Consider the following 20,268-nt stretch of genomic DNA (forward strand, 5'->3'; position numbering starts at 1 on the left):
ACAAAACATTCAATTGATGGATTGTTTTATGCTATAACACAGCTGTTTTAAGTCGTTTGAATGAATTATGCGAGCCCTAGCCCTCATTTTACAATATGGCTGTTTTGCCTTTGCCTTGTTTCTGAGTTATCAGGTTGCAATGGCGCTTTATCAGCAAGAATATGAACTACTGGAAATTGTTGCAGATATCGGCACGATTTTAATTTGTATTGATTTGGGCGTATTTTTATTTAGCAGTAAAGCTTCACAAGGTTTAAGCCTTCAGGAATATGCCCGCCAACTTGAAGCACCGCCCTCTAAATTAGTGGCCGTCACACGTAAACTTGGGCATTTGGGAATTATGCTCATTTTAGTGAGTTGGATTGTGCCGTTGATATAAATTGAATTTAAAAATCTACAGCTAAAAATTAGCTGTAAAACAAAAAGCTCCCTCAATTCGGGAGCTTTTTGTTGGGGTAATTAAAGATTACTTTGAACCTTTAAGCCCTGCTTGTAACAACAAGGCACCTAAACCACCAATTTTATTCTCTTGTGGTTTAGCAGCTTGTGGCTTTTTAGCCTGTGGGCGATCCGCCTGAGGGCGCGACTGCTGCGGACGTTTCGCCTGCGGCTTACGCTCTGTACGTTGCTCTTGATCACGACGTGGCGTACGTGCCGCTTTAACAGGTGCAGCCGAACCTTCTGGACGCATCGACAAGTTTACACGGTTACGCTCTACATCAACCTGTAACACACGCACTTGAACAATTTGACCTGGTTTCACCACTTTATGCGGATCGGCCACAAATTCATTGGCCAATTCAGAAATATGCACCAAACCATCCTGATGCACACCCACATCCACAAAAGCACCGAAGTTGGTTACATTGGTCACCACGCCTTCAAGCTGCATGCCTTCAGTCAACTGTGCCACTTCAGTCACATCTTCACGGAATTTTGCAGTACGGAATTCAGGACGAGGGTCACGACCTGGTTTTTCCAATTCAGATAAGACATCCTGAATCGTTGGTAAACCGACTTGCTCATCTACAAATTCTTCCGCATTCACCGAACGGATAATTTCGGTATTGCCAATAATATCCTTAACTGTCGTCGCTTTCGCTGCAACGATTTTTTCCACCAAACCATAAGATTCTGGGTGAACAGCAGAGGCATCTAAAGGCTCAGAACCGGCTTGAATACGCAAGAAACCAGCCGCTTGCTCAAAGGTACGTTCGCCTAAGCGTGGTACATTTTTCAAGGCTTGGCGGTTATCAAAACGACCATGCTCTTTACGGTAATCTACAATTTGCTGTGCAATTGATTTATTCAAACCCGCGATATAACCCAGAATTGCTGAAGATGCGGTATTCACATCTACACCCACCGAGTTCACACAGTCTTCAACCACGGCTTCCAGTGTTTTTGCCAAACCTGCCTGATTTACGTCGTGTTGATACTGACCCACACCAATCGATTTCGGATCAATTTTAACCAATTCAGCCAATGGGTCTTGTAAACGGCGGGCAATAGACACTGCACCACGAATCGACACATCTAGCTCTGGTAATTCTTGTGAAGCCAATTCAGAAGCCGAATACACCGATGCACCCGCTTCAGACACAGACACGCGCGTCAGTTTCAAATCACTGTGTGCAGCCATCATTTCAGCCACAACTGCTTCAGTTTCACGGCTCGCTGTACCATTACCAATCGCAATTAAATCGACATTGTGTTCACGGCATAAACGCGCAAGTTCTTCAATCGCACCCGCTTTATCTTCTTTTGGTGCAAATGGATAAACTGTGCTATGTGCAACCACATCGCCAGATTGATTCACGACTGCCAGTTTCACACCTGTACGGATACCAGGGTCAACGCCTAGCGTACATCGTGCACCTGCAGGTGCAGAAAGCAATAAATGACGCAAGTTTTCTGCAAAGACATCCATCGCTTCGGCTTCGGCAGCCAAACGTTTTTCAGTCAATAATGAATGTTCGATTTGTGGACGTACTTTGCCCAACCAGAACAATTTTGCCGTTTGTTTTAAAAAGTCCTGACGTGCTTGCGGCTGAATCTGATCTAAATTATATTCAGTTTCAATACGTGCCAAAGGTGCACTGTCTTCACCATCAACTTTTAAGCCCAAGACGTTTTCTTGGCGACCACGCAACATCGCCAATAAACGATGGGATGGCACTTTGTTCAGGTTTTCTGAAAAATCAAAGTAATCGCGGAATTTTTTGCCCACTTCTTTTTTCTCATCAGAAGCAACCAAGCTTTTTAATACCGCTGTTTTGGCAAAAATTTCTTTTAATTCGGTGGTCAAGGCAATATTTTGTGCCCATTCATCAATTAGAATGTGTTGCACAGCATCTAGCTGACTGTCTACATCTGGATAGTCTGCATGGCTAAAGCCTGCTAAAGCTTCGCTTGGCTCGACTTGTTCTGCAAAAATTCGCGCTGCAATTGGACCTAAACCTGCTTCTTTGGCTTTAAACGATTTACTAGTACGTTTAGGACGGTAAGGCGCATAAATTTCTTCTAAGGCATTTTTGGTTTCAGCAGCGTTTACCCGTGCCAATAAATCATCAGATAATTTATCTTGTTCTTTGAGTGATTCTATTACTTTTTCGCGACGCTCATATAAATCACGTAAATACGATAAACGTGTATCGAGCTGACGTAGCTGCGTGTCATCTAAACCTTGCGTCACTTCTTTACGGTAACGTGCAATAAATGGAACGCTAGCACCTTCATCAATAAGTTTGATGGCAGCTTCTACTTGATTTGGTCGTACGGCAAGTTCTTTTGCTAACTGCTGAACTAAGTCAGTCATCGTGTGTGATCCTACAAGGATAAGTACTAAAAGCCATGATTATAAAGACCAAGACTATAAAATCCACAATTGTTTTATGAATTTTATAAATGGTGGTGTTTTGGCGATTTTTGCCAATTCGGGAAAATTTTATAAATCTAAATAAAATTCAGGCCCATGTTAGACTGAAACGGGCAAATATGTCAGATTTTCACACAGGAATGCTGTATATATTTGGTATCTATGTCTTGATTTTATCTGCAATATTTGTTGCTTTAGAACATAGGCAATAGATACAAATGAATCGTATACTCAAAGCCAACTCAACTTTTTGTTTACGATGACAATAAAGAATAAAGGAGCACATCATGAGTTTAGTTGTACCTGCTGAAAAAACAGATGCCGTACACACCGAAACTGACCGCGTCGAACGCATTCTCGTTGTGGATGATGATGTGCGTTTACGTACCCTGTTACAACGTTTCTTGGAAGATAAGGGATTTGTGGTTAAAACCGCCCACGATGCAACGCAAATGGATCGTTTGTTACAGCGTGAACTGTTCTCTTTAATCGTACTGGATTTTATGCTGCCTGTAGAAGATGGTTTAAGTATTTGCCGTCGTTTACGTCAGTCCAACATCGATACGCCAATTATTATGCTGACCGCTCGCGGCAGTGATTCAGACCGTATTGCAGGACTTGAAGCAGGTGCAGATGATTATTTGCCAAAACCATTTAATCCAAACGAGCTGTTAGCACGTATTCGTGCCGTATTGCGTCGTCAAGTGCGAGAAGTACCGGGTGCACCAAGTCAGCAAATGGAAGTGGTCGGTTTTGGCCCATGGTCGCTAGATTTATCGACCCGTACTTTAACGCGTGAAGGTCAAGTTGTAACACTGACTACAGGTGAATTCGCGGTACTCAAAGCTTTGGTACAACACCCACGCGAACCTTTGACCCGTGACAAATTGATGAATTTGGCACGTGGCCGTGAATGGGGTGCGATGGAACGCTCGATTGATGTTCAAGTTTCTCGTTTACGTCGTTTAATTGAAGAAAACCCTGCTCGTGCGCGTTATATTCAAACGGTTTGGGGGGTAGGTTATGTATTTGTTCCAGATGGTGCGGAATAAGTTAGAAATGATGTGAGGCTTTAGCCTCACATCTTCACACAATGATCAAAATTTATACATACTGATCATTGTACAAGATTTAAAGAATAGACATTCCAATAAAAAGTATATTCATCATAAAATTTCACTCACCAAATTCGCTTTACAACCTCTGCCACAGGACAAGATGTGAAACTCGAACCCATCGACCCACAAGAATTTACCGATTATGTGGCGTATTCTGAAAAGAAACGTACCCGCTGGGAGCGTTTTTTAGACAAAATCAAACCACGTTCTGCCGCTATGCGCACTGCGGTACTGGTGGTTTTTGTGGTGCTATTCAGTCTGTTTATGTCGTTGTGGTTCTTTTGGCGCACTTTGTATTTACCTGAAATTCAACAGCATGCACGCTATTTAGCAGTTGAGCTGGAAATTTTAAATAATCCTGATTTACGCATTTTTCATAATGAAGCCGAAGTTGATGTAGATGCTTGGCTAAAAAATCGGGTCGGGATTGAATATGTGACCGATCCACGTGAGTATCCGAATGTACGGGAAAAAGTCATTGCCGAATTTTTTACCCGACAAATTGAAAAAAAACTGGCAACTGAATTAAAAATGCAGGATGTCACAGTATATTTCCAGTTTAAGCCAAGCCCTCGTATTTGGATTCAAACCCCAGAAATGAATGGCAACTGGGTACGTGAGCCGCTAAAAACCTATGCCAACTACAGTCCTGAACTGGTGTTTGGCTGGCTTTTAGGTATCCCGCTTTTCGCAGCCGCGATTATTTTAACTTTGGTGCGCCAGCTAAACCGCCCTTTGCGTCGTCTGCAAAATGCTGCCAATAGCTACAGTAAAACAGGCAAAGCACCCTATTTGGAAACCAATCACGGCCCACAAGAAATTCGTGAGGTCAATCAAGCCTTTAACCAAATGATTTATACCTTGGAGCAGACTGAACGTGATCGTCGGATCATGCTGGCGGGTATTTCTCATGACCTGCGCACGCCTCTCACACGAATTCGTTTAAGTGCTGAAATGATGCCCGATGAAGACTTTTTAAAAGAGGGCTTAATTTACGATGTAGAAGATATGGATGCGATTTTGAATCAATTCATTTCTTATATGCGTGATGGTTCCGATGAAGAATTACAAGAAACAGATTTAAATGTGTTGTTGCAGGAACTGATTATTCAATTTAAACCTTTGGATATACGCTATACCGCACAGGAATTACCTCTAATTCATGTGCGTAGTTTGTCACTGAAACGTCTGATTGGTAATTTAATTAACAACTCCAAACGCTATGGTGCAGAACCCATTGAACTTTCTGCAGAAGTGCTGGAGGATCAGATTCGGATTAGTGTTGCCGACAACGGCACAGGAATTCCTGAAGACCAGATTGCAGATTTAATGCAGCCGTTTGTACGTGGCAATGAAGCGCGCACCGTACAAGGCAGTGGTTTAGGCTTGGCAATTGTAAAACGTATTGTCGATATTCATCAGGGCGAACTAACCATTCAAAACCGCGAACAAGGTGGATTAGAAGCCATTATTACCCTACCACTACAACCCGAACAGGTTGAGGAAAAAAATAGCCTTGGCACACTGGAAAAAATCAAACAAAGCCTGAGCGAGCACTTTTAATTGCCCTCAGCTTTGTATGCTGTTGAAATGGCTATATACCAAATTCAGACCAACAGCAAATCTGAAGTGCGATCAAAGCAAAAACTTCTCACAGCGCATATCAAAATTGTATAAAAATATATCAAATAAATTTTTATACTTATCAAGTGATATACAAATAAACTATTAAATTCAATAATTTATATATTATTTAATATTTTTATACCACCATTTAGGCAAAAAATTAGACCTTAGCCTAACACCTATGCAAAATACCTTTTTTGATCGGTACAATCGGTATCAGTTTAGTATTTTACGAGAGTTCACCATGTCTTTAGATCGCATCCGTTTAGCCTCCCTCCACGACAAAGTAATCAGCGCAGAACAAGCTGCTGAATTCGTTCAAGATGGTATGACCGTAGGTATGAGTGGCTTTACTCGTGCGGGTGAAGCAAAAGCAGTTCCACTTGCATTGGTTGCACGTGCAAAAACCAATCCTTTAAAAATTGATTTAATTACAGGTGCAAGTCTAGGTAACGATTTAGACAAGCAATTGACTGAAGCAGGTGTTTTGGCACGTCGTATGCCGTTCCAAGTAGACAACACTTTGCGTAAAGCAATTAACCAAGGTCAAGTTATGTTTATTGACCAGCACTTGTCTGAAACTGTTGAGCAAATGCGTAACAATACGCTTAAACGCCCAGACATCGCTATTGTTGAAGCAGTAGCAATTACTGAAGACAGCTTAATTATTCCAACAACTTCTGTAGGTAACTCTGCAAGCTTTGTTGAATTTGCAGATAAAGTCATTATTGAAATCAACACTACGGTAAGCACAGAATTTGAAGGTCTACACGATATTTATATTCCTGAAACACGCCCAACACGTGGTCCAGTACCGTTAACTCACGTTGACCAACGCATTGGTACCAAAGGTATTCAGTTAGACCCAGCGAAAGTTGTAGGTATTGTATTTAACGATACTTTGCTTGACTCTCCATCTAACGTGACTGATCCAGATGACGAAACTCAAGCCATTGCAGATCACTTGATCGCATTCTTTGAAAATGAAGTTGCACAAGGTCGTTTACCGAAAAACCTAGCGCCATTACAAGCAGGTATCGGTTCAATTGCAAACGCAGTATTAACAGGCTTCAAACACTCTAACTTTGAAGACTTGGTCATGTACTCAGAAGTACTTCAAGACTGTACCTTTGAATTGATTGATGCAGGCAAAATGAAGTTCGCTTCTGGCTGTTCAATGACTTTGTCTGAAAAATGTGGCGATCGCGTATTTGGCAATCTTTCACACTACAAAGACAAATTCATTTTACGTCCACAAGAAATTTCTAACTTCCCTGAGTTAGTACGTCGTTTAGGCATCATTGGTATTAACACTGCACTTGAGTTTGATATTTACGGTAACGTGAACTCAACCCACGTATGCGGTACCAAAATGATGAACGGTATTGGTGGTTCAGGTGACTTCGCACGTAACGCACACTTGGCAATTTTCGTAACCAAGTCAATTGCGAAAGGCGGTGACATCTCATCTATCGTTCCGATGGCTGCACACGTAGACCACAACGAACACGACGTTGACATTTTGGTAACTGAACAAGGTTTAGCAGACTTACGCGGTCTTGCACCACGTGAACGTGCTCGTGCAATTATCGACAACTGTGTACACCCAATGTACCGCAATGCCTTGAATGACTACTTCGAGCGTGCATGTGAAAAAGGTGGTCATACTCCTCACCTACTTCGTGAAGCATTGTCTTGGCATGCAAACTTTGAAGAACACGGTCACATGTTGACACCTGCACAACAAGAAGCGGCTCAACCAGCTTAATGTCTGTGTAACAAACGAAAATTAAAAAACGCCCTGATTCATTCAGGGCGTTTTTTATCTCTCAAATAATCACAACAATATCTTTTCTGACAACAGCGCTGATTTACTCAAATGCCAACACTTTAAACTCATCTATAAAATGCTGTCCCAATTGACGCAAACCATCCACACTGAGTGTGGTTTCAATCACACCTAAAGACACCACATCACGCTGAATTTGCAGCACTGTTTGACCCTGTGCATTGGTATAAAAACGTGTACTCAAATCGGCAAGTGTTGTATGCGAAAGACCCAAATGCTGACCCAAGTCTTGCTCATCCAATGCTTGTTTCACCACATCTTGCGCAGTAAAACGATATTGATCTTGCAAAACACTGAGTGAGTTTAATTGCGCATATTCTGTACTTAATGCATGATCATCCAACAGCTTCAAAGATTGAACATCTTCGTTGGCAGATGAAAGCGCAGGCAGGCACAGCGCAAAGCTAAATAAGAGAGGGAGAGAATATTTTGACATTGGACACCTCACACATTTCAAGATTACACATGTGGAGAAACATCCTTTTTCACCGAGCTTTTATGATACTTGCCAAGCGATTTAAAAGCAGTGCTTTTTTATGCCAAACGACCTAAACGCAGCAACACGGGGAACTGAATACCAAACACCTGAGTAGGCTGCTGCCGTAACAATTGCTGTAGTTCAAGCAAAGGCGTTTCTGTATGCTGCTTTAAATAATGCTGCAGCCCCGACCAAGTATTTAAATAATCCAACAGCTGAGCTGCCGACCAACAATATTTCAGGCAAAGTTCAGGCGTGACTATTTCTTGGAATGGAAAAGGAATTGTGCGGTATAAGTCATCAATATAACGGCGCTCGGCATCCCAATAGCCCTTTAAAGTCTGAGCATACAAGCGCTGAATTTCAGTATTCACTGCCTTATCTTCTACCTGAATCAGACCATAGCCCACCGCAGCAAACACACCACTGGGTTTTAGTACCCGATGTACTTCGGCATAAAAAGCATCAAAGTCGAACCAGTGAATCGCTTGTGCGACCGTAATTAAATCTACACTTGCATCCGCCAATCCACTGTCTTGCGCCAAGCAGGTACGATAACTCACATTTGCCCACTGCGGTGCCAAATCCAACTGTGCTTGACTTAAATCTGTGGCTAAAATCTGCTGAAAATGTGGTACCAATAACTGGGTAAACTGCCCAGAACCTGCACCACAGTCCCACGCCAAACAGCGCTCGGGTACATGCTGCAAAATCGTATCGACGATTTCTGTTGAATACTGTGGACGCGCCTGATGATACAACGCACTACCCTGCGAGAATAAATCTTTCATGCTGCACTCACTCACCCTGACCCTGACCATTTGATTCTAATACAGCTTTTAAAATGAGTAGTGTTTACTTTGGATGAAGCGAGAGAGCGCCGATTTGTATTCAACATTTTTATTTAGGCATAAAAAAAGCCTCAAACAGTGTTTGAGGCTTTTTGAATATGGTGGCGAGACCCAGGATCGAACTGGGGACACACGGATTTTCAATCCGTTGCTCTACCGACTGAGCTATCACGCCAATGCCGTGTATTAAGCCGTATCTCGGCTGAATAGTCAATATAAATCATGACTTTTTTATTTGATCGCATAAATTTTATGCAAAAAAAATCCCTGATGGGATCAGGGATTGAAAACGTTAAATCGTTTTGAATATGGTGGCGAGACCCAGGATCGAACTGGGGACACACGGATTTTCAATCCGTTGCTCTACCGACTGAGCTATCACGCCAATGACGCGTATTAAACAGTTTCAGTGATAAATCGTCAATAGTCTTTTTTGCTTTTCAGTGCAAATGTTTACTTTTACAGCAAAACCAAGATTATTTTGATGAAAAATCACCCTATATAATAGACTGAGTGTCTATACCGACTCACAACTTGCCCAAATGCGCCAAACAACGGTGAATTGCGCCACAACCCGGCTGGAAATGCTGCACCCCTTTGGCTTCTTCCATACGGCATACCTCACTCACCAAACGGTCTGCCACCCCTCGCCCACGGTTTGCAGGATGTACCACGATATATTCAAGCGTCCGACTGTCCTCTTGTCCCGTGCACCAAATCGCCCCAATCACTTTAGTATTAAATTCTGCCGTGTAAAGTAGGGTATACTGAGCTAAGTTCTGCTCAAGTTGGCTTACCGCATCTTGCCCATCGCCAAACTCAGGGCTGGTATCATACAGTCGCTCAAGCTGGCTGCGCACTTCGTTATTTTCTAGTGAAGTATAGGCATGTACGGTAATAGGCATTGATTAACCCTCCTGAGCAATCTAATATGCTGAGACTTCGTCACAGCGAAAACATATTTACATCAATCATTTTTGACGTTTTTTGAGGAACGTGTCTATGACCCAACGTATCAGTGAAGTGGTAAGAAATACCAACGAAACTAAAATTCGAGTTCGTGTGAATCTGGACGGTACGGGTCAAGGCACACTCAATACTGGCATTCCATTTTTAGACCATATGATTGATCAAATCAAGCGACATGGTTTGTTTGATATTGATATTCATTGTGATGGCGACTTGGAAATTGATGATCACCACACCGTAGAAGACTGCGGGATCACGCTTGGACAAGCTTTTGCTCAAGCCTTGGGTGATAAAAAAGGTTTAAAACGCTACGGTCACTTTTATGCACCGCTCGACGAATCTTTAAGCCGTGTCGTGGTGGATTTATCAGGCCGTCCAGGTTTATTTATGGATATTCCATTTACCCGTGCGCGCATTGGTAGCTTTGATGTAGATTTATTCTCAGAATTCTTCCAAGGCTTTGTCAACCACGCGTTAATGACGCTGCACATTGACAATCTTAAAGGCAAAAACAGCCACCACCAAATTGAAAGCGTATTTAAAGCATTTGCACGTGCTTTACGCATGGCATGTGAAGTAGACCCACGTGCTGAAAATACTGTGGCTTCGACCAAAGGGACACTCTAATGACCCGAATTGCCCTTCTTGACTATGGCATGGGAAATTTACACTCGGCAGCCAAAGCTTTAGAGCATGTGGGTGCCACGGTGGATGTCACCAATGATCCAAAACTGATTGCACAAGCCGATAAAATCGTCTTTCCTGGCGTGGGTGCCATGCGTGACTGTATGCAGGGCATGCATGAAGCAGGAATTGATGAGGTGGTACGTAATGCAGTCTTTAATAAGCCTGTACTCGCCATTTGTGTGGGCATGCAAGCCTTGATGCAACGTTCTGAAGAAAATGGCGGTGCAGATGCGTTGGGTATTTTTGCTGGTACGGTTAAACGCTTTCCAGAAGTGGAAGGCTTAAAAGTACCGCACATGGGTTGGAATCAGGTACATCAACATGACCCGAGCCACCCAATGTGGAACAACATTGAACAAGACGCGCGTTTCTACTTCGTGCACAGTTTCTATGTTGAACCACAAGATGACAGCATTGTGGCTGCAACCTGTGATTATGGTCTGACCTTCTGTACTGCACTGCATCAAGATAACTTGTTTGCAACGCAGTTCCACCCTGAAAAGAGCCATACTGCGGGCTTACAGCTACTTAAAAATTTTGTGGAATGGAAAATTTAAGTTTTTCAAAGCACTGAATTTTTTCTAAAGCCGAGTGAATCTCGGCTTTATTTTTGCGTGAATGTTTTTCACTTTTCATCTGCTATTTTATTGTTTAAAATTAGCACGTTTTTTATACCTTTAATTCAAAAAAATTTTAACTCAATTTAAAAACCAAGGAATTACAACAATGAGTCAATATGTAGAAGATTCTGCACTGAGTGCAACGGGGCGTTTTGGTCGCATGTCTTTTTTAGCTTGGAACTGCTTACTCAGTTTCGCACTGACCCTGCTTATTTTAGTCATTGCAATTATTGCACCTAATCTTTTGGTCGATCTAAGCTCAGGCTCTATGGGCATTGGCATGATCTTACTTGTTATTATTTATATCGTTGCATTCTACTTTAGCTTTATTTTTACCATCCGCCGCCTACATGACCGCAATCATACGGGTTGGTTGTCTTTGCTGATTTTAGTGCCTGTGGTCAATATTATTCTGGGTTTATATCTGATCTTTGCCCCGGGCGATGACCGTCAGAATAGCTATGGTGCGCCACGTCCAACCGCAGGTTGGGAAAAAGTACTGGCTTGGATTTTCATTGTCCTGATTATTTTGGCAATCCTTGGCGGCTTATTTTCTGGCTTTATGGCATAACAGCCTAAATCATACCCATTTGAAGTTTAAGAATAGTCCACACCGCTTGGGCTATTTTTTTAACTTTTAAAATTTTCAAGCAAAGAGATATTTCAATATTTTAGACTTTGCCAAATTCTGCAAAATTCTTTAGGCTAAAACGGCTTCTTTACCGCTTTGAATATTATGGATCAAACCCGTTTGCGCACCCTGCCAAGCCCTGAGCAAATTCAACAATTACCACGCTTTGAAAATCTGCCCCGCACGCAGATTATGCTGATTCAAACGCTGGAACAATGCCTTGAAGTGGAAGCAGAATTAAAAACCGCAGCCGTTTTGGGTTTTGACTCCGAATCCAAACCCACCTTTAATGTTGGTGAAGTATCTACAGGCCCGCATTTAATTCAACTGGCAACGCTAGAAAAAGCCTATTTATTTCAGGTCAATGCCGATATTTGGCAATTTTTACAACCGATTTTTGCCAATCGGGATCAAATTAAAGTCGGTTTTGGACTTAAAAATGATGCCCATCTATTTCGTAAAAAAGGCATGCAGCTAAATAGCGTGATTGAATTATCCAAATGTTTTGGTAGCTTTGGCTTTAAAAGCCCATTGGGGCTCAAAAATGCCATAGCCTTGTTATTTCATGTGAATTTTCCCAAAAGTAAAAGTATTAGTACCTCAAACTGGGCACGTCAATCACTTAGCGAAGCGCAAATTGCCTATGCCGCTGCCGATGCCTACGCACCTGTATTGGTATTTGAAGAATTAGGGCGTTTAGGTTTATTGCCCGATCACATTCCCAACAGTTCACTCAAATTGCGGATTCGCCCATCTAAAACAAAACCTGCAACAGATGCTTAGAGATTTAACAATACTTTGTTAAGATGCACAGATTGAATTCATTAAGTTTTTGGCAAGGAGCGAAAGCATGCTGATCATCCCTGCAATTGACCTGAAAGATGGCAAGTGTGTTCGTTTAAAACAAGGTCGTATGGAAGATGATACTGTATTTTCTGACGATCCAGTGGCGACTGCACAGCACTGGGTAAATGAAGGCGCGCGTCGCTTGCATTTAGTCGATTTAAACGGTGCTTTCGCAGGTACGCCAATTCATAAGCCTGTGGTCGAAGCCATTGCAAAATCACAACCTGAGCTTCCAATTCAAATTGGTGGTGGTATTCGTTCACTCGAAACCATTGAACACTATTTAGATGCTGGCGTGTCTTTCGTGATTATTGGCACTAAAGCCGTGCAAGAGCCTGCTTTTGTAGAAGAAGCATGCAAAAAGTTTGCAGGACACATTATTGTCGGAATTGACGCCATGAATGGCATGGTGGCAACCGATGGTTGGGCCAACGTGACTGACGTCAAAGCGACTGATTTAGCCAAACGTTTTGCCGATGCAGGCGTATCTAGCATTGTCTATACCGATATTGCCCGTGACGGCATGATGCAAGGTGTAAACGTTGAGCAAACCGTGAACTTGGCGCAATATTCAGGCTTGCCTGTGATTGCGTCGGGTGGTGTAACCAACTTAGATGACGTACGCAACTTAAAAGGTCAGCCAGGCATTCTAGGCGCTATTACAGGTCGTGCAATTTATGAAGGCACTTTAAGCCTGCGTGAAGCGCAATTGCTGTTAGATGAACAAGCCTTGTAATTGGTTCTGAGATGCTCAAAGAGGTCTACGGACCTCTTTTTTATTGATTTTTGCTCTTCCTCACCTATTTTTGATCCATTTCTATGCCTCATCTTACCCATACATTGCGTCATAAAGCACCTCAACTGGCGTTAATGTTCATCACGCTGATTTGGGGTGCGACCTTTATTACGGTGCAATATGGCTTGAATTTCAGCAGCCCAATTTTATTTGTGGCCTTACGTTTTGCTGCAGCAACTTTAGCCGTTGCACTGCTGTCATGGCGTAGTTTAAGTGCGATCAACCTATATGAAGTTTTTGCAGGTTTTACAATTGGTGCTGTGATTGCACTGGGTTATGCCACCCAAACCATAGGTTTACAAAGTATCAGCAGCAGTGAATCTGCATTTTTGACTGCGCTGTATGTCCCGCTTGTGCCGCTGCTGCTCTGGTTATGCTTTGGTCAGCGTCCGCATGTTATGACTTGGCTGGGCGCAGTCTTGGCTTTTATGGGACTGCTATTGCTCACAGGCAATGGCTTGGGTGCGCTGCAATTTAATTTTGGGCAAATCATGACGCTCATTGGCGCCATTGCGATTGCATTTGAAATTATTTTGATTGGTTATTTTGCCAAACGGGTCAATTTAAAACGTGTGACGCTGCTACAACTGGCTTTTGCTTCATTGCTGTGTTTTGCTGTTGCACCTTGGCTAGGTGAAACGCAACTGCCTGAATTTCGGCTGCCCTTGGTTGTGGTTTTACTGGGTTTGGGGATGGCCAGTGCCCTGATTCAATGGGTGATGAACTGGGCACAACGTCAGGTAGACCCTGCGCAAGCCGCCATTATTTATGCAGGTGAACCGGTGTGGGCAGCCCTGATTGGGCGTTTAGCAGGAGAACGTTTACCCATTCTGGCATTATTTGGTGGGCTTTTGGTTGTTTTAGGCGTATTCATCAGTGAATGGCGGCCTAAACTTTTTAAATCTAAAACTAAACCCCAAACCTAAACCTGAACATAAACCATGCCTTAAAACACTTGATACAGGCATCCCGACAGCCCGACCTTTGCAGCGCTGTTGTGATTTAAAATAAGTGTAGGATTTTTAATGGTACATCGGCAGATTATCATTCACCCGAATTAAACCACGAATGGCACGATAAACAATCCATAACCATGACAGCCCCACCACGCTGATACAAAACAGGGTGGCAAACAGTGTCATACTGGCAAAGCCTTGTACATCCTGACTGAACAGCACAAAAACAAAGGGAATGAATGCCACGATATTCCAGACCAAATACCACCAAAAGCTACGAATTTGCCAAGTAAAATGACTGGCAAAAATTGAACCTTGCACATCACCACGTTTTAAATAATTGATGATTAAAGCAATAACAGCCAATATCCCCGCTGAAAAAATTGCCACGATATACAACACATATAAAATCATGGTCAATAAACGATGTGGGTCTTGATCGACTGTGTATGGATGGACTGAATCTGACATGGTGCTCCTGACTCGTCTGTTAGGGAAACAACACCCTCAACTAGATATTCAACTGATTAAAAGGTGAAATAAACCATAAAATCAGTAAGATATTTAAGAAAATTGTACAAAAATAAATCTTACCAAAGGGTTGTTTTTGTGTTTTATGGCGTAATTTTTGTTGTGCCAACCATGCCGCAGGCCAGCCCCCTAAAAAAGCGACGATATGCAAATTATTTTCAGGAATACGACGTCCACCCTGCTGTGCAGCTTCTTTATCTTGTGCATACAGCCAATAACTCAGCGCATTCATCAAACTGATGAATAATAACAACATTCCGCTTAGTAGCCCCAACATGGTCAACAAAGCTAAAACAACAATATAGGCCACACATAGCATCTGCATGGGCTGCATTTTTTGTGTGCTGTTGGATGTTTTGGTTTTCGCAGAAGATGCCGCTGCAGCTTTGGTCTGTGCAGCTTTTAAATAAACGGCTTGCTGCGCTCGGTAACGACCACATTCATCTACTGTCACGGTATATTCCAAGGCACAACCGACAATTGGACGCGGCCCCTGACGAGCAAAATCCTTAATGTGTAAAAACACCCGATCTTTCTGGCGGTCATTTGGCTGAATAAAACCGTAACCCTGCTCATCAAACCACTCTACTAAACGTCCTTGATCACGCATCTCTGTATCCTTAAGCCGTCACAAACTTTAAGCGTTCAATCAGCATATTCCGCATTTCATTCGGATTTTTTTGCAAAATATCAGCTCCTGTACGGCCTTCTGCAGCATTTTTAGCTGCCACCTGTAAACGCATTAACCAAAAACGCCCCGCTGCCATTGCCAAATATAATTCTAAACAGGCTTTTTCATCCTGAGTTAAAGGGCGCACGCTTTCATAGGCATTTAAAAATGCAATCGCTTTGCTTTCATTTAAACTCAGTTCAGGAAAGTCAGTACAAAAATCATTCAGGGTAATTGCAATATCAAACAGCAATTCATCCTGATTTAATTCGTAAAAATCTAAAATGCCTTGCAATTGATCGTCTGCAAACAAGGTATTGTCACGGAACAAGTCTGAGTGGATAAAGCCTTTGGGACGCTGCGGATAGACTGCGGTCAAGGCCTCATACAGTCCGAGTAGCTTGGAAAGTAAGGCTTGATCTGCCACATTCAGACTCGGTTTTAATTGGCGTGCAACACTGGCCCAATAAGCATGGTCACGCACATGATCACGCTGCAAGCTAAAGTCCTGCAAAGCCACATGCATTTTTGCCTGAGCAATGGCAATCGCTGCAACTTGTGCTTCGCTTGCTATGGTCGGGTGCTGTCCAATCAAACGCGGTGCAATTTGCGCAGGTTTATCTTTTAAACGATGAATGGCTTGTCCTGAGTGTGACAAAGGCACCGCCACAGGCAAACCTGTTTGCCCCAAATGCTGCAATACAGGAATTAACTCAGCCACTGCCTGTTGGTCAAGTTCTTCAAAAATGGTCAGCACGTACTCGCTTTGATTGTCGCAACGCAAAAAATAATTGGTGTTTTGAATACCACCTTGAATAGGAATCAGCGCCAAGACCTCCAATCCATAGGCTGCTGCAAAGACCTGAACTTCCTTTAAAGTCAAAGGAGTATAAACCGACATAGAAAACCTGCGAAAAACCTGAGCTAAGTTTGATAGAATACCCGCTCCATCTACCAAGGTGTAGCGCTTGTGTGGGTGAGTTTCATAATCGGCTGTAATAATTGGAAAAATTTATGCTAGCGAAACGTATTATTCCTTGCCTAGACGTAGATAATGGTCGCGTGGTCAAGGGCGTGCAATTCCTTGATATTCGTGATGCGGGCGACCCTGTAGAAGTGGCGCGTCGTTATAATGAACAAGGTGCCGATGAAATCACCTTTTTAGACATTACCGCTACCCATCATGGTCGTGATACCACTTACCGTACTGTAGAGCGTATGGCAGAAACCGTGTTCGTTCCTCTGACCGTAGGTGGTGGCGTGCGCAAGGTTGAAGACATTCGCCTGTTATTGAACGCAGGTGCAGATAAAGTCAGCATTAACTCTGCAGCCGTGTTTAACCCAGAATTTGTACAGGAAGCCTCACAGCGTTTTGGCGCACAATGTATTGTGGTTGCTATTGATGCGAAAAAAACGGGTGATAACAAATGGGAAATTTTCACCCACGGTGGTCGTAAACCCACTGGTATTGACGCAATTGAATGGGCTGTAAAAATGGCAGACTACGGCGCAGGTGAGTTGCTGGTCACCTCAATGGATGCCGATGGCACCAAAGCAGGCTATGACTTGGCACTCATGCGTGCCATCAATGACCGTGTGACGGTACCTACCATTGCTTCTGGCGGTGTAGGCAATTTACAACACTTGGCCGATGGAATTCTAAAAGGCGGTGCCGATGCGGTACTGGCCGCCTCAATTTTCCACTTTGGTCAGCACACCATTCCTGAAGCCAAACAATATTTGGCAGCACAAGGCATTGAAATGCGTTTGTAAAATCATAGTGCAAACGAACTGTGAAAAGTGCAATCTGAGGATTGCACTTTTTTTAGCCTAAAACTGAAGTCAACGTAAAATTTAGGCAGAAAAAAAGGAGTCCGAAGACTCCTATCAACTCAAAAAACCACAGCGCTGAGGTTCTTTTATCTTTTTAAATAGACTTATAAAAAATAATCAACAAAATCAATTCATCATCACACAATATTCAACCGAAACATCCGTGGATATTTCACTGCACACAATATACGCAGAGCTTTAGCCGAAATATTGACCAAAAACACCTAAAATATTGACCATTTGCGATAAGACTTGCCTAAGCTGTCACTACAAACCTTCATTTGCTGCAATATAGTTAAGATACCTGCTCTGCCACAGCTAATTTTTTCTCGACCCATTTGGCAGGAAAATATGCAGCAGACAAACGGTTTAAACCCTGTGCAATCACCTGAGGTAAGGCAATGCCTAGCGGATTTTGCTCCTGTAAAGCAGGCGCTGAAATGACTCGCGTTCCTAAAAGATAATCAAACCAAGGCTTAGTCACACACCAGTTCGCATCCTGATTGCTGTTCATGTGATGGTCATAATGCCACGGAATTTTTTTAACCGCCCATTCTGGCTCTAAATGCGCACGACGATGAATATAATAATAATTCGCTGCACTATAAATAGCAGCCAGACTCATGCCCTTAGAGATCGGATAGAACACACCACTGGCGACTGTAGCCACCACAGCCAAAGACACAATTTCATTTTTAGTACGCCAGTTACTGATGCCTTCAACATAGCCATGATCATGAAAACTGGTTTTACGCACTTCACGATGGTGCTCCCAATGCGATTTCATACTCTCAGGCACTGGACTATAACGGCGCTGCCCCAGGCGATGTGTTCCGTGCAAAATATATTTATGTGCCACCCATTCAAAACCATTGGCAACCACCAAACCTACCACAAATCCTTTTAACATCAGCTCGCCTCCCTGCCTGTACGATTTGACCGCTGTGTTCACTATAGGTGCAGTAGTAGACTAGATCTTGACCAAAGAAATTTATATCATTGACAAATGACGACAAAAATAAATTGATAACACATGCAACAATTCAAAGAATATACAGGCTCGGTCTATGGCGGCTTAGGGCATTTATTAATGTGCTATTACCAAGCAAAACAACTGCCTATTCCAGAAAAATTACATAGTATTCAAAATCTTGAACGCTTTGATTATGCGCTTTGGCGTGAATTGCTTAACACCTTAGAGCAGCAGTTACCGCAACCTGCCTTGGGCCTGGAAATTGCCAAATATGTGCAGCCCAAACATTTGGGCATCATTGCCTATTTAGCCCTGTCCTGTGACCATTTGGGCGAGGCACTACAACGTTACCATGATTTTCATCGGCTGATTTATGATGGCGGCCCGTTGCAGGTCGAAGCACAAAACGATTATTTATCTATCCGTTGGTCGGAATTGCCTGTGCATATGACCACACAACTGACCGATGAGATCACAATTGCTTTAATGATGGAATTTCTTAAGCATTTTATGCAGTTTGAGGACATTTGCCTGCACGAAGTGCATTTTCATCATCCCGCACCTAAAAACATTGCGCTGTATGAACAGTATTTTCATTGCAAAGTGCGTTTTTCTCAGCCAATTACCCAAGTGTTACTGCCCATTTCCGAGTTGGCAAAACCCTTTCATCAGGGCGATCAAACCTTACAGCATCTATTGCTGCAACAGGCGCAGGCCTTGCTAGATAAACTACCAAATAGCACCCAGACCGATCAGCGCCTGCAGCAAGCCATTTTGACGGGTCTGCAAAAAAATATGTATCAAATTGAACATATTGCCCAACAATTGCATATTTCTGTACGTCAATTACAGCGCCATTTACAACAGCAAGGCACGACTTATCAAAAGCGTATGCAGGAAGTACGATGTTTACTGGCAGAACAGTATTTGCAAGACCCGCATTTAAGTTTGCAGGAAATTGCTCTGCTCTTGGGTTATTCAGAACAGAGTGCTTTTCAGCGCGCCTTTAAACAATGGACACAGCACACCCCTCAACAATGGCGCTTGCAGCGCCGTGTATAATTTATCCTTTCTACTCAAATTTATGATAAATTCATCACACTATTGTTATAAAATGCGATTAGTTTAATTTAAGTTAAATCAATTTAACTCAAAAAATAAGCACTGGAGAATCAAATTAAATAAATATTTCGCGGAGCTGATTGGGACCTTCTGGCTGGTCTTCGGTGGCTGTGGTAGTGCGGTATTGGCGGCAGCTTTCCCTGAATTGGGCATTGGTTTTGTAGGTGTATCACTTGCTTTCGGTTTGACCGTTTTAACAGCAGCCTATGCGCTTGGTCATATTTCAGGTGGACACTTTAACCCTGCGGTCAGTATTGGTTTATGGGCAGGCGGTCGTTTTGAAGCCAAAGAACTGGCGCCTTATATTATTTCGCAAATTATTGGTGCAACGCTAGCGGCATTGGTGCTGTATCTGATTGTTCAAGGTCAAGCAGGCTTTGCAGGTACAGGTGGTTTCGCAACCAACGGCTATGGAGATTTATCTCCTGGTAAATACGCACTTAGCTCAGTTTTAATGATTGAAGTTGTACTCACTGCAGGTTTCTTGATGATTATTATGGGTGCAACTGACAAACGTGCGCCTGCAGGTTTTGCCCCAATTGCAATTGGTTTGGCACTGACCTTAATCCACCTGATCAGTATTCCTGTGACCAATACATCTGTTAACCCTGCACGTAGTACAGGTGTAGCCTTCTTTGCAGAAACTGCAGCACTGAGCCAGCTTTGGGCTTTCTGGGTCGCTCCAATTGTCGGTGCGGTGATTGGTGCGGTGTTGTATCGAGCTATGGCTAAAACTGAAGACTAATTCAAAACTTTGCATTTGAATGATTCAAAATAAAAAGCCCGCGCTGTAAAGTGGCGGGCTTTTTTATATCTTGCTGCTTGGAAGCACAA

Annotated in this window: 21 protein-coding genes and 2 tRNA genes; 13 read left to right on the top strand and 10 right to left on the bottom strand. The window is 42.9% G+C overall.

The window, feature by feature from the left end; all coding sequences use genetic code 11:
* The first annotated feature begins 67 nt into the window (after positions 1–67).
* Positions 68–379, top strand: coding sequence for a hypothetical protein (locus tag ACNS8M_RS12550; RefSeq protein ID WP_168460776.1), 312 nt, complete (start codon positions 68–70; stop codon positions 377–379).
* 87 nt (positions 380–466) lie between these two features.
* Here ACNS8M_RS12550 and ACNS8M_RS12555 read toward each other — a convergent pair whose 3' ends face one another.
* Positions 467–2,818 (bottom strand): Tex family protein, encoded by a 2,352-nt coding sequence (locus tag ACNS8M_RS12555; protein ID WP_419224877.1) that lies wholly within the window; start codon positions 2,816–2,818, stop codon positions 467–469.
* A 347-nt stretch (positions 2,819–3,165) separates the two neighbouring features.
* On the opposite strand from ACNS8M_RS12555, the gene ompR reads away from it, so the two are divergent.
* The 3 genes from ompR to ACNS8M_RS12570 all read left to right on the top strand — a co-directional run bounded on the left by ompR (position 3,166) and on the right by ACNS8M_RS12570 (position 7,390).
* On the top strand, positions 3,166–3,930 hold the full coding sequence (gene ompR, locus ACNS8M_RS12560; RefSeq protein ID WP_096901297.1) for a two-component system response regulator OmpR: 765 nt from the start codon (positions 3,166–3,168) through the stop codon (positions 3,928–3,930).
* A gap of 168 nt (positions 3,931–4,098) precedes the next feature.
* Positions 4,099–5,559 (top strand): ATP-binding protein, encoded by a 1,461-nt coding sequence (locus ACNS8M_RS12565; protein ID WP_419224878.1) that lies wholly within the window; start codon positions 4,099–4,101, stop codon positions 5,557–5,559.
* 307 nt (positions 5,560–5,866) lie between these two features.
* Positions 5,867–7,390 carry an acetyl-CoA hydrolase/transferase family protein gene (locus tag ACNS8M_RS12570; RefSeq protein ID WP_419224879.1) on the top strand — a complete coding sequence of 508 codons (1,524 nt, stop codon included), beginning with the start codon at positions 5,867–5,869 and terminating at the stop codon, positions 7,388–7,390.
* 103 nt (positions 7,391–7,493) lie between these two features.
* Here the strand turns inward: ACNS8M_RS12570 and ACNS8M_RS12575 are convergent, their stop codons facing one another.
* The 5 genes from ACNS8M_RS12575 to ACNS8M_RS12595 all read right to left on the bottom strand — a co-directional run bounded on the left by ACNS8M_RS12575 (position 7,494) and on the right by ACNS8M_RS12595 (position 9,705).
* The gene (locus ACNS8M_RS12575; RefSeq protein WP_419224880.1) at positions 7,494–7,907 is read right to left on the bottom strand and encodes a hypothetical protein; all 414 of its coding nucleotides are present in this window, start codon (positions 7,905–7,907) and stop codon (positions 7,494–7,496) included.
* A 98-nt stretch (positions 7,908–8,005) separates the two neighbouring features.
* Entirely contained in the window at positions 8,006–8,740 is a 735-nt protein-coding gene (locus tag ACNS8M_RS12580; RefSeq protein ID WP_419224881.1) for a class I SAM-dependent methyltransferase, read from the bottom strand.
* Positions 8,741–8,899: 159 nt separating this feature from the next.
* Positions 8,900–8,975: transfer RNA gene (locus tag ACNS8M_RS12585), tRNA-Phe, on the bottom strand.
* A gap of 134 nt (positions 8,976–9,109) precedes the next feature.
* A tRNA-Phe gene (locus tag ACNS8M_RS12590) sits at positions 9,110–9,185 on the bottom strand.
* A gap of 142 nt (positions 9,186–9,327) precedes the next feature.
* A complete protein-coding gene (locus ACNS8M_RS12595; protein ID WP_004974405.1) occupies positions 9,328–9,705 on the bottom strand; it encodes a GNAT family N-acetyltransferase in 378 nt (125 codons plus the stop codon).
* A 97-nt stretch (positions 9,706–9,802) separates the two neighbouring features.
* On the opposite strand from ACNS8M_RS12595, the gene hisB reads away from it, so the two are divergent.
* From hisB to ACNS8M_RS12625, 6 genes are all read left to right on the top strand, one after another.
* Complete coding sequence (gene hisB, locus ACNS8M_RS12600) at positions 9,803–10,396, top strand: imidazoleglycerol-phosphate dehydratase HisB (protein ID WP_004974403.1); 594 nt, start codon at positions 9,803–9,805, stop codon at positions 10,394–10,396.
* Complete coding sequence (gene hisH, locus ACNS8M_RS12605) at positions 10,396–11,013, top strand: imidazole glycerol phosphate synthase subunit HisH (RefSeq protein ID WP_104852663.1); 618 nt, start codon at positions 10,396–10,398, stop codon at positions 11,011–11,013. The genes hisB and hisH overlap by 1 nt, the downstream gene beginning before the upstream one ends.
* Before the next feature lie 169 nt (positions 11,014–11,182).
* A complete protein-coding gene (locus ACNS8M_RS12610; protein WP_104852664.1) occupies positions 11,183–11,647 on the top strand; it encodes a DUF805 domain-containing protein in 465 nt (154 codons plus the stop codon).
* Between the two features lie 165 nt (positions 11,648–11,812).
* On the top strand, positions 11,813–12,490 hold the full coding sequence (locus tag ACNS8M_RS12615) for a 3'-5' exonuclease (protein ID WP_419224882.1): 678 nt from the start codon (positions 11,813–11,815) through the stop codon (positions 12,488–12,490).
* Between the two features lie 67 nt (positions 12,491–12,557).
* Positions 12,558–13,289, top strand: coding sequence for a 1-(5-phosphoribosyl)-5-[(5-phosphoribosylamino)methylideneamino]imidazole-4-carboxamide isomerase (gene hisA / locus ACNS8M_RS12620; RefSeq protein WP_168526034.1), 732 nt, complete (start codon positions 12,558–12,560; stop codon positions 13,287–13,289).
* An 83-nt stretch (positions 13,290–13,372) separates the two neighbouring features.
* Positions 13,373–14,275, top strand: a complete 903-nt coding sequence (locus ACNS8M_RS12625) for a DMT family transporter (protein ID WP_168542720.1) — start codon at positions 13,373–13,375, stop codon at positions 14,273–14,275.
* Positions 14,276–14,371: 96 nt separating this feature from the next.
* Here ACNS8M_RS12625 and ACNS8M_RS12630 read toward each other — a convergent pair whose 3' ends face one another.
* From ACNS8M_RS12630 to ACNS8M_RS12640, 3 genes are read right to left on the bottom strand one after another with little or no spacing between them, the layout of a single operon-like run.
* A complete protein-coding gene (locus ACNS8M_RS12630) occupies positions 14,372–14,776 on the bottom strand; it encodes a DUF4870 family protein (protein ID WP_168419391.1) in 405 nt (134 codons plus the stop codon).
* Between the two features lie 40 nt (positions 14,777–14,816).
* Positions 14,817–15,446, bottom strand: coding sequence for a DUF1294 domain-containing protein (locus ACNS8M_RS12635; protein WP_419224883.1), 630 nt, complete (start codon positions 15,444–15,446; stop codon positions 14,817–14,819).
* Between the two features lie 10 nt (positions 15,447–15,456).
* Positions 15,457–16,407 carry a homoserine kinase gene (locus ACNS8M_RS12640; protein ID WP_419224884.1) on the bottom strand — a complete coding sequence of 317 codons (951 nt, stop codon included), beginning with the start codon at positions 16,405–16,407 and terminating at the stop codon, positions 15,457–15,459.
* A gap of 113 nt (positions 16,408–16,520) precedes the next feature.
* Here ACNS8M_RS12640 and hisF point away from each other — a divergent pair, with 113 nt between their 5' ends.
* Positions 16,521–17,279, top strand: a complete 759-nt coding sequence (hisF, locus tag ACNS8M_RS12645; RefSeq protein WP_004974384.1) for an imidazole glycerol phosphate synthase subunit HisF — start codon at positions 16,521–16,523, stop codon at positions 17,277–17,279.
* 355 nt (positions 17,280–17,634) lie between these two features.
* Here the strand turns inward: hisF and ACNS8M_RS12650 are convergent, their stop codons facing one another.
* Positions 17,635–18,249 (bottom strand): hypothetical protein, encoded by a 615-nt coding sequence (locus ACNS8M_RS12650; RefSeq protein ID WP_419224885.1) that lies wholly within the window; start codon positions 18,247–18,249, stop codon positions 17,635–17,637.
* A gap of 123 nt (positions 18,250–18,372) precedes the next feature.
* Between ACNS8M_RS12650 and ACNS8M_RS12655 the strand changes: the two genes are divergently transcribed.
* Together ACNS8M_RS12655 and aqpZ are read left to right on the top strand one after the other, a co-directional pair.
* On the top strand, positions 18,373–19,374 hold the full coding sequence (locus ACNS8M_RS12655) for an AraC family transcriptional regulator ligand-binding domain-containing protein (protein WP_419224886.1): 1,002 nt from the start codon (positions 18,373–18,375) through the stop codon (positions 19,372–19,374).
* A gap of 109 nt (positions 19,375–19,483) precedes the next feature.
* A complete protein-coding gene (gene aqpZ, locus ACNS8M_RS12660; RefSeq protein WP_168542730.1) occupies positions 19,484–20,179 on the top strand; it encodes an aquaporin Z in 696 nt (231 codons plus the stop codon).
* Positions 20,180–20,268: the final 89 nt, after the last annotated feature.

It is taken from the genome of Acinetobacter sp. A2 (genome assembly GCF_048537555.1).
GTDB lineage: Bacteria > Pseudomonadota > Gammaproteobacteria > Pseudomonadales > Moraxellaceae > Acinetobacter.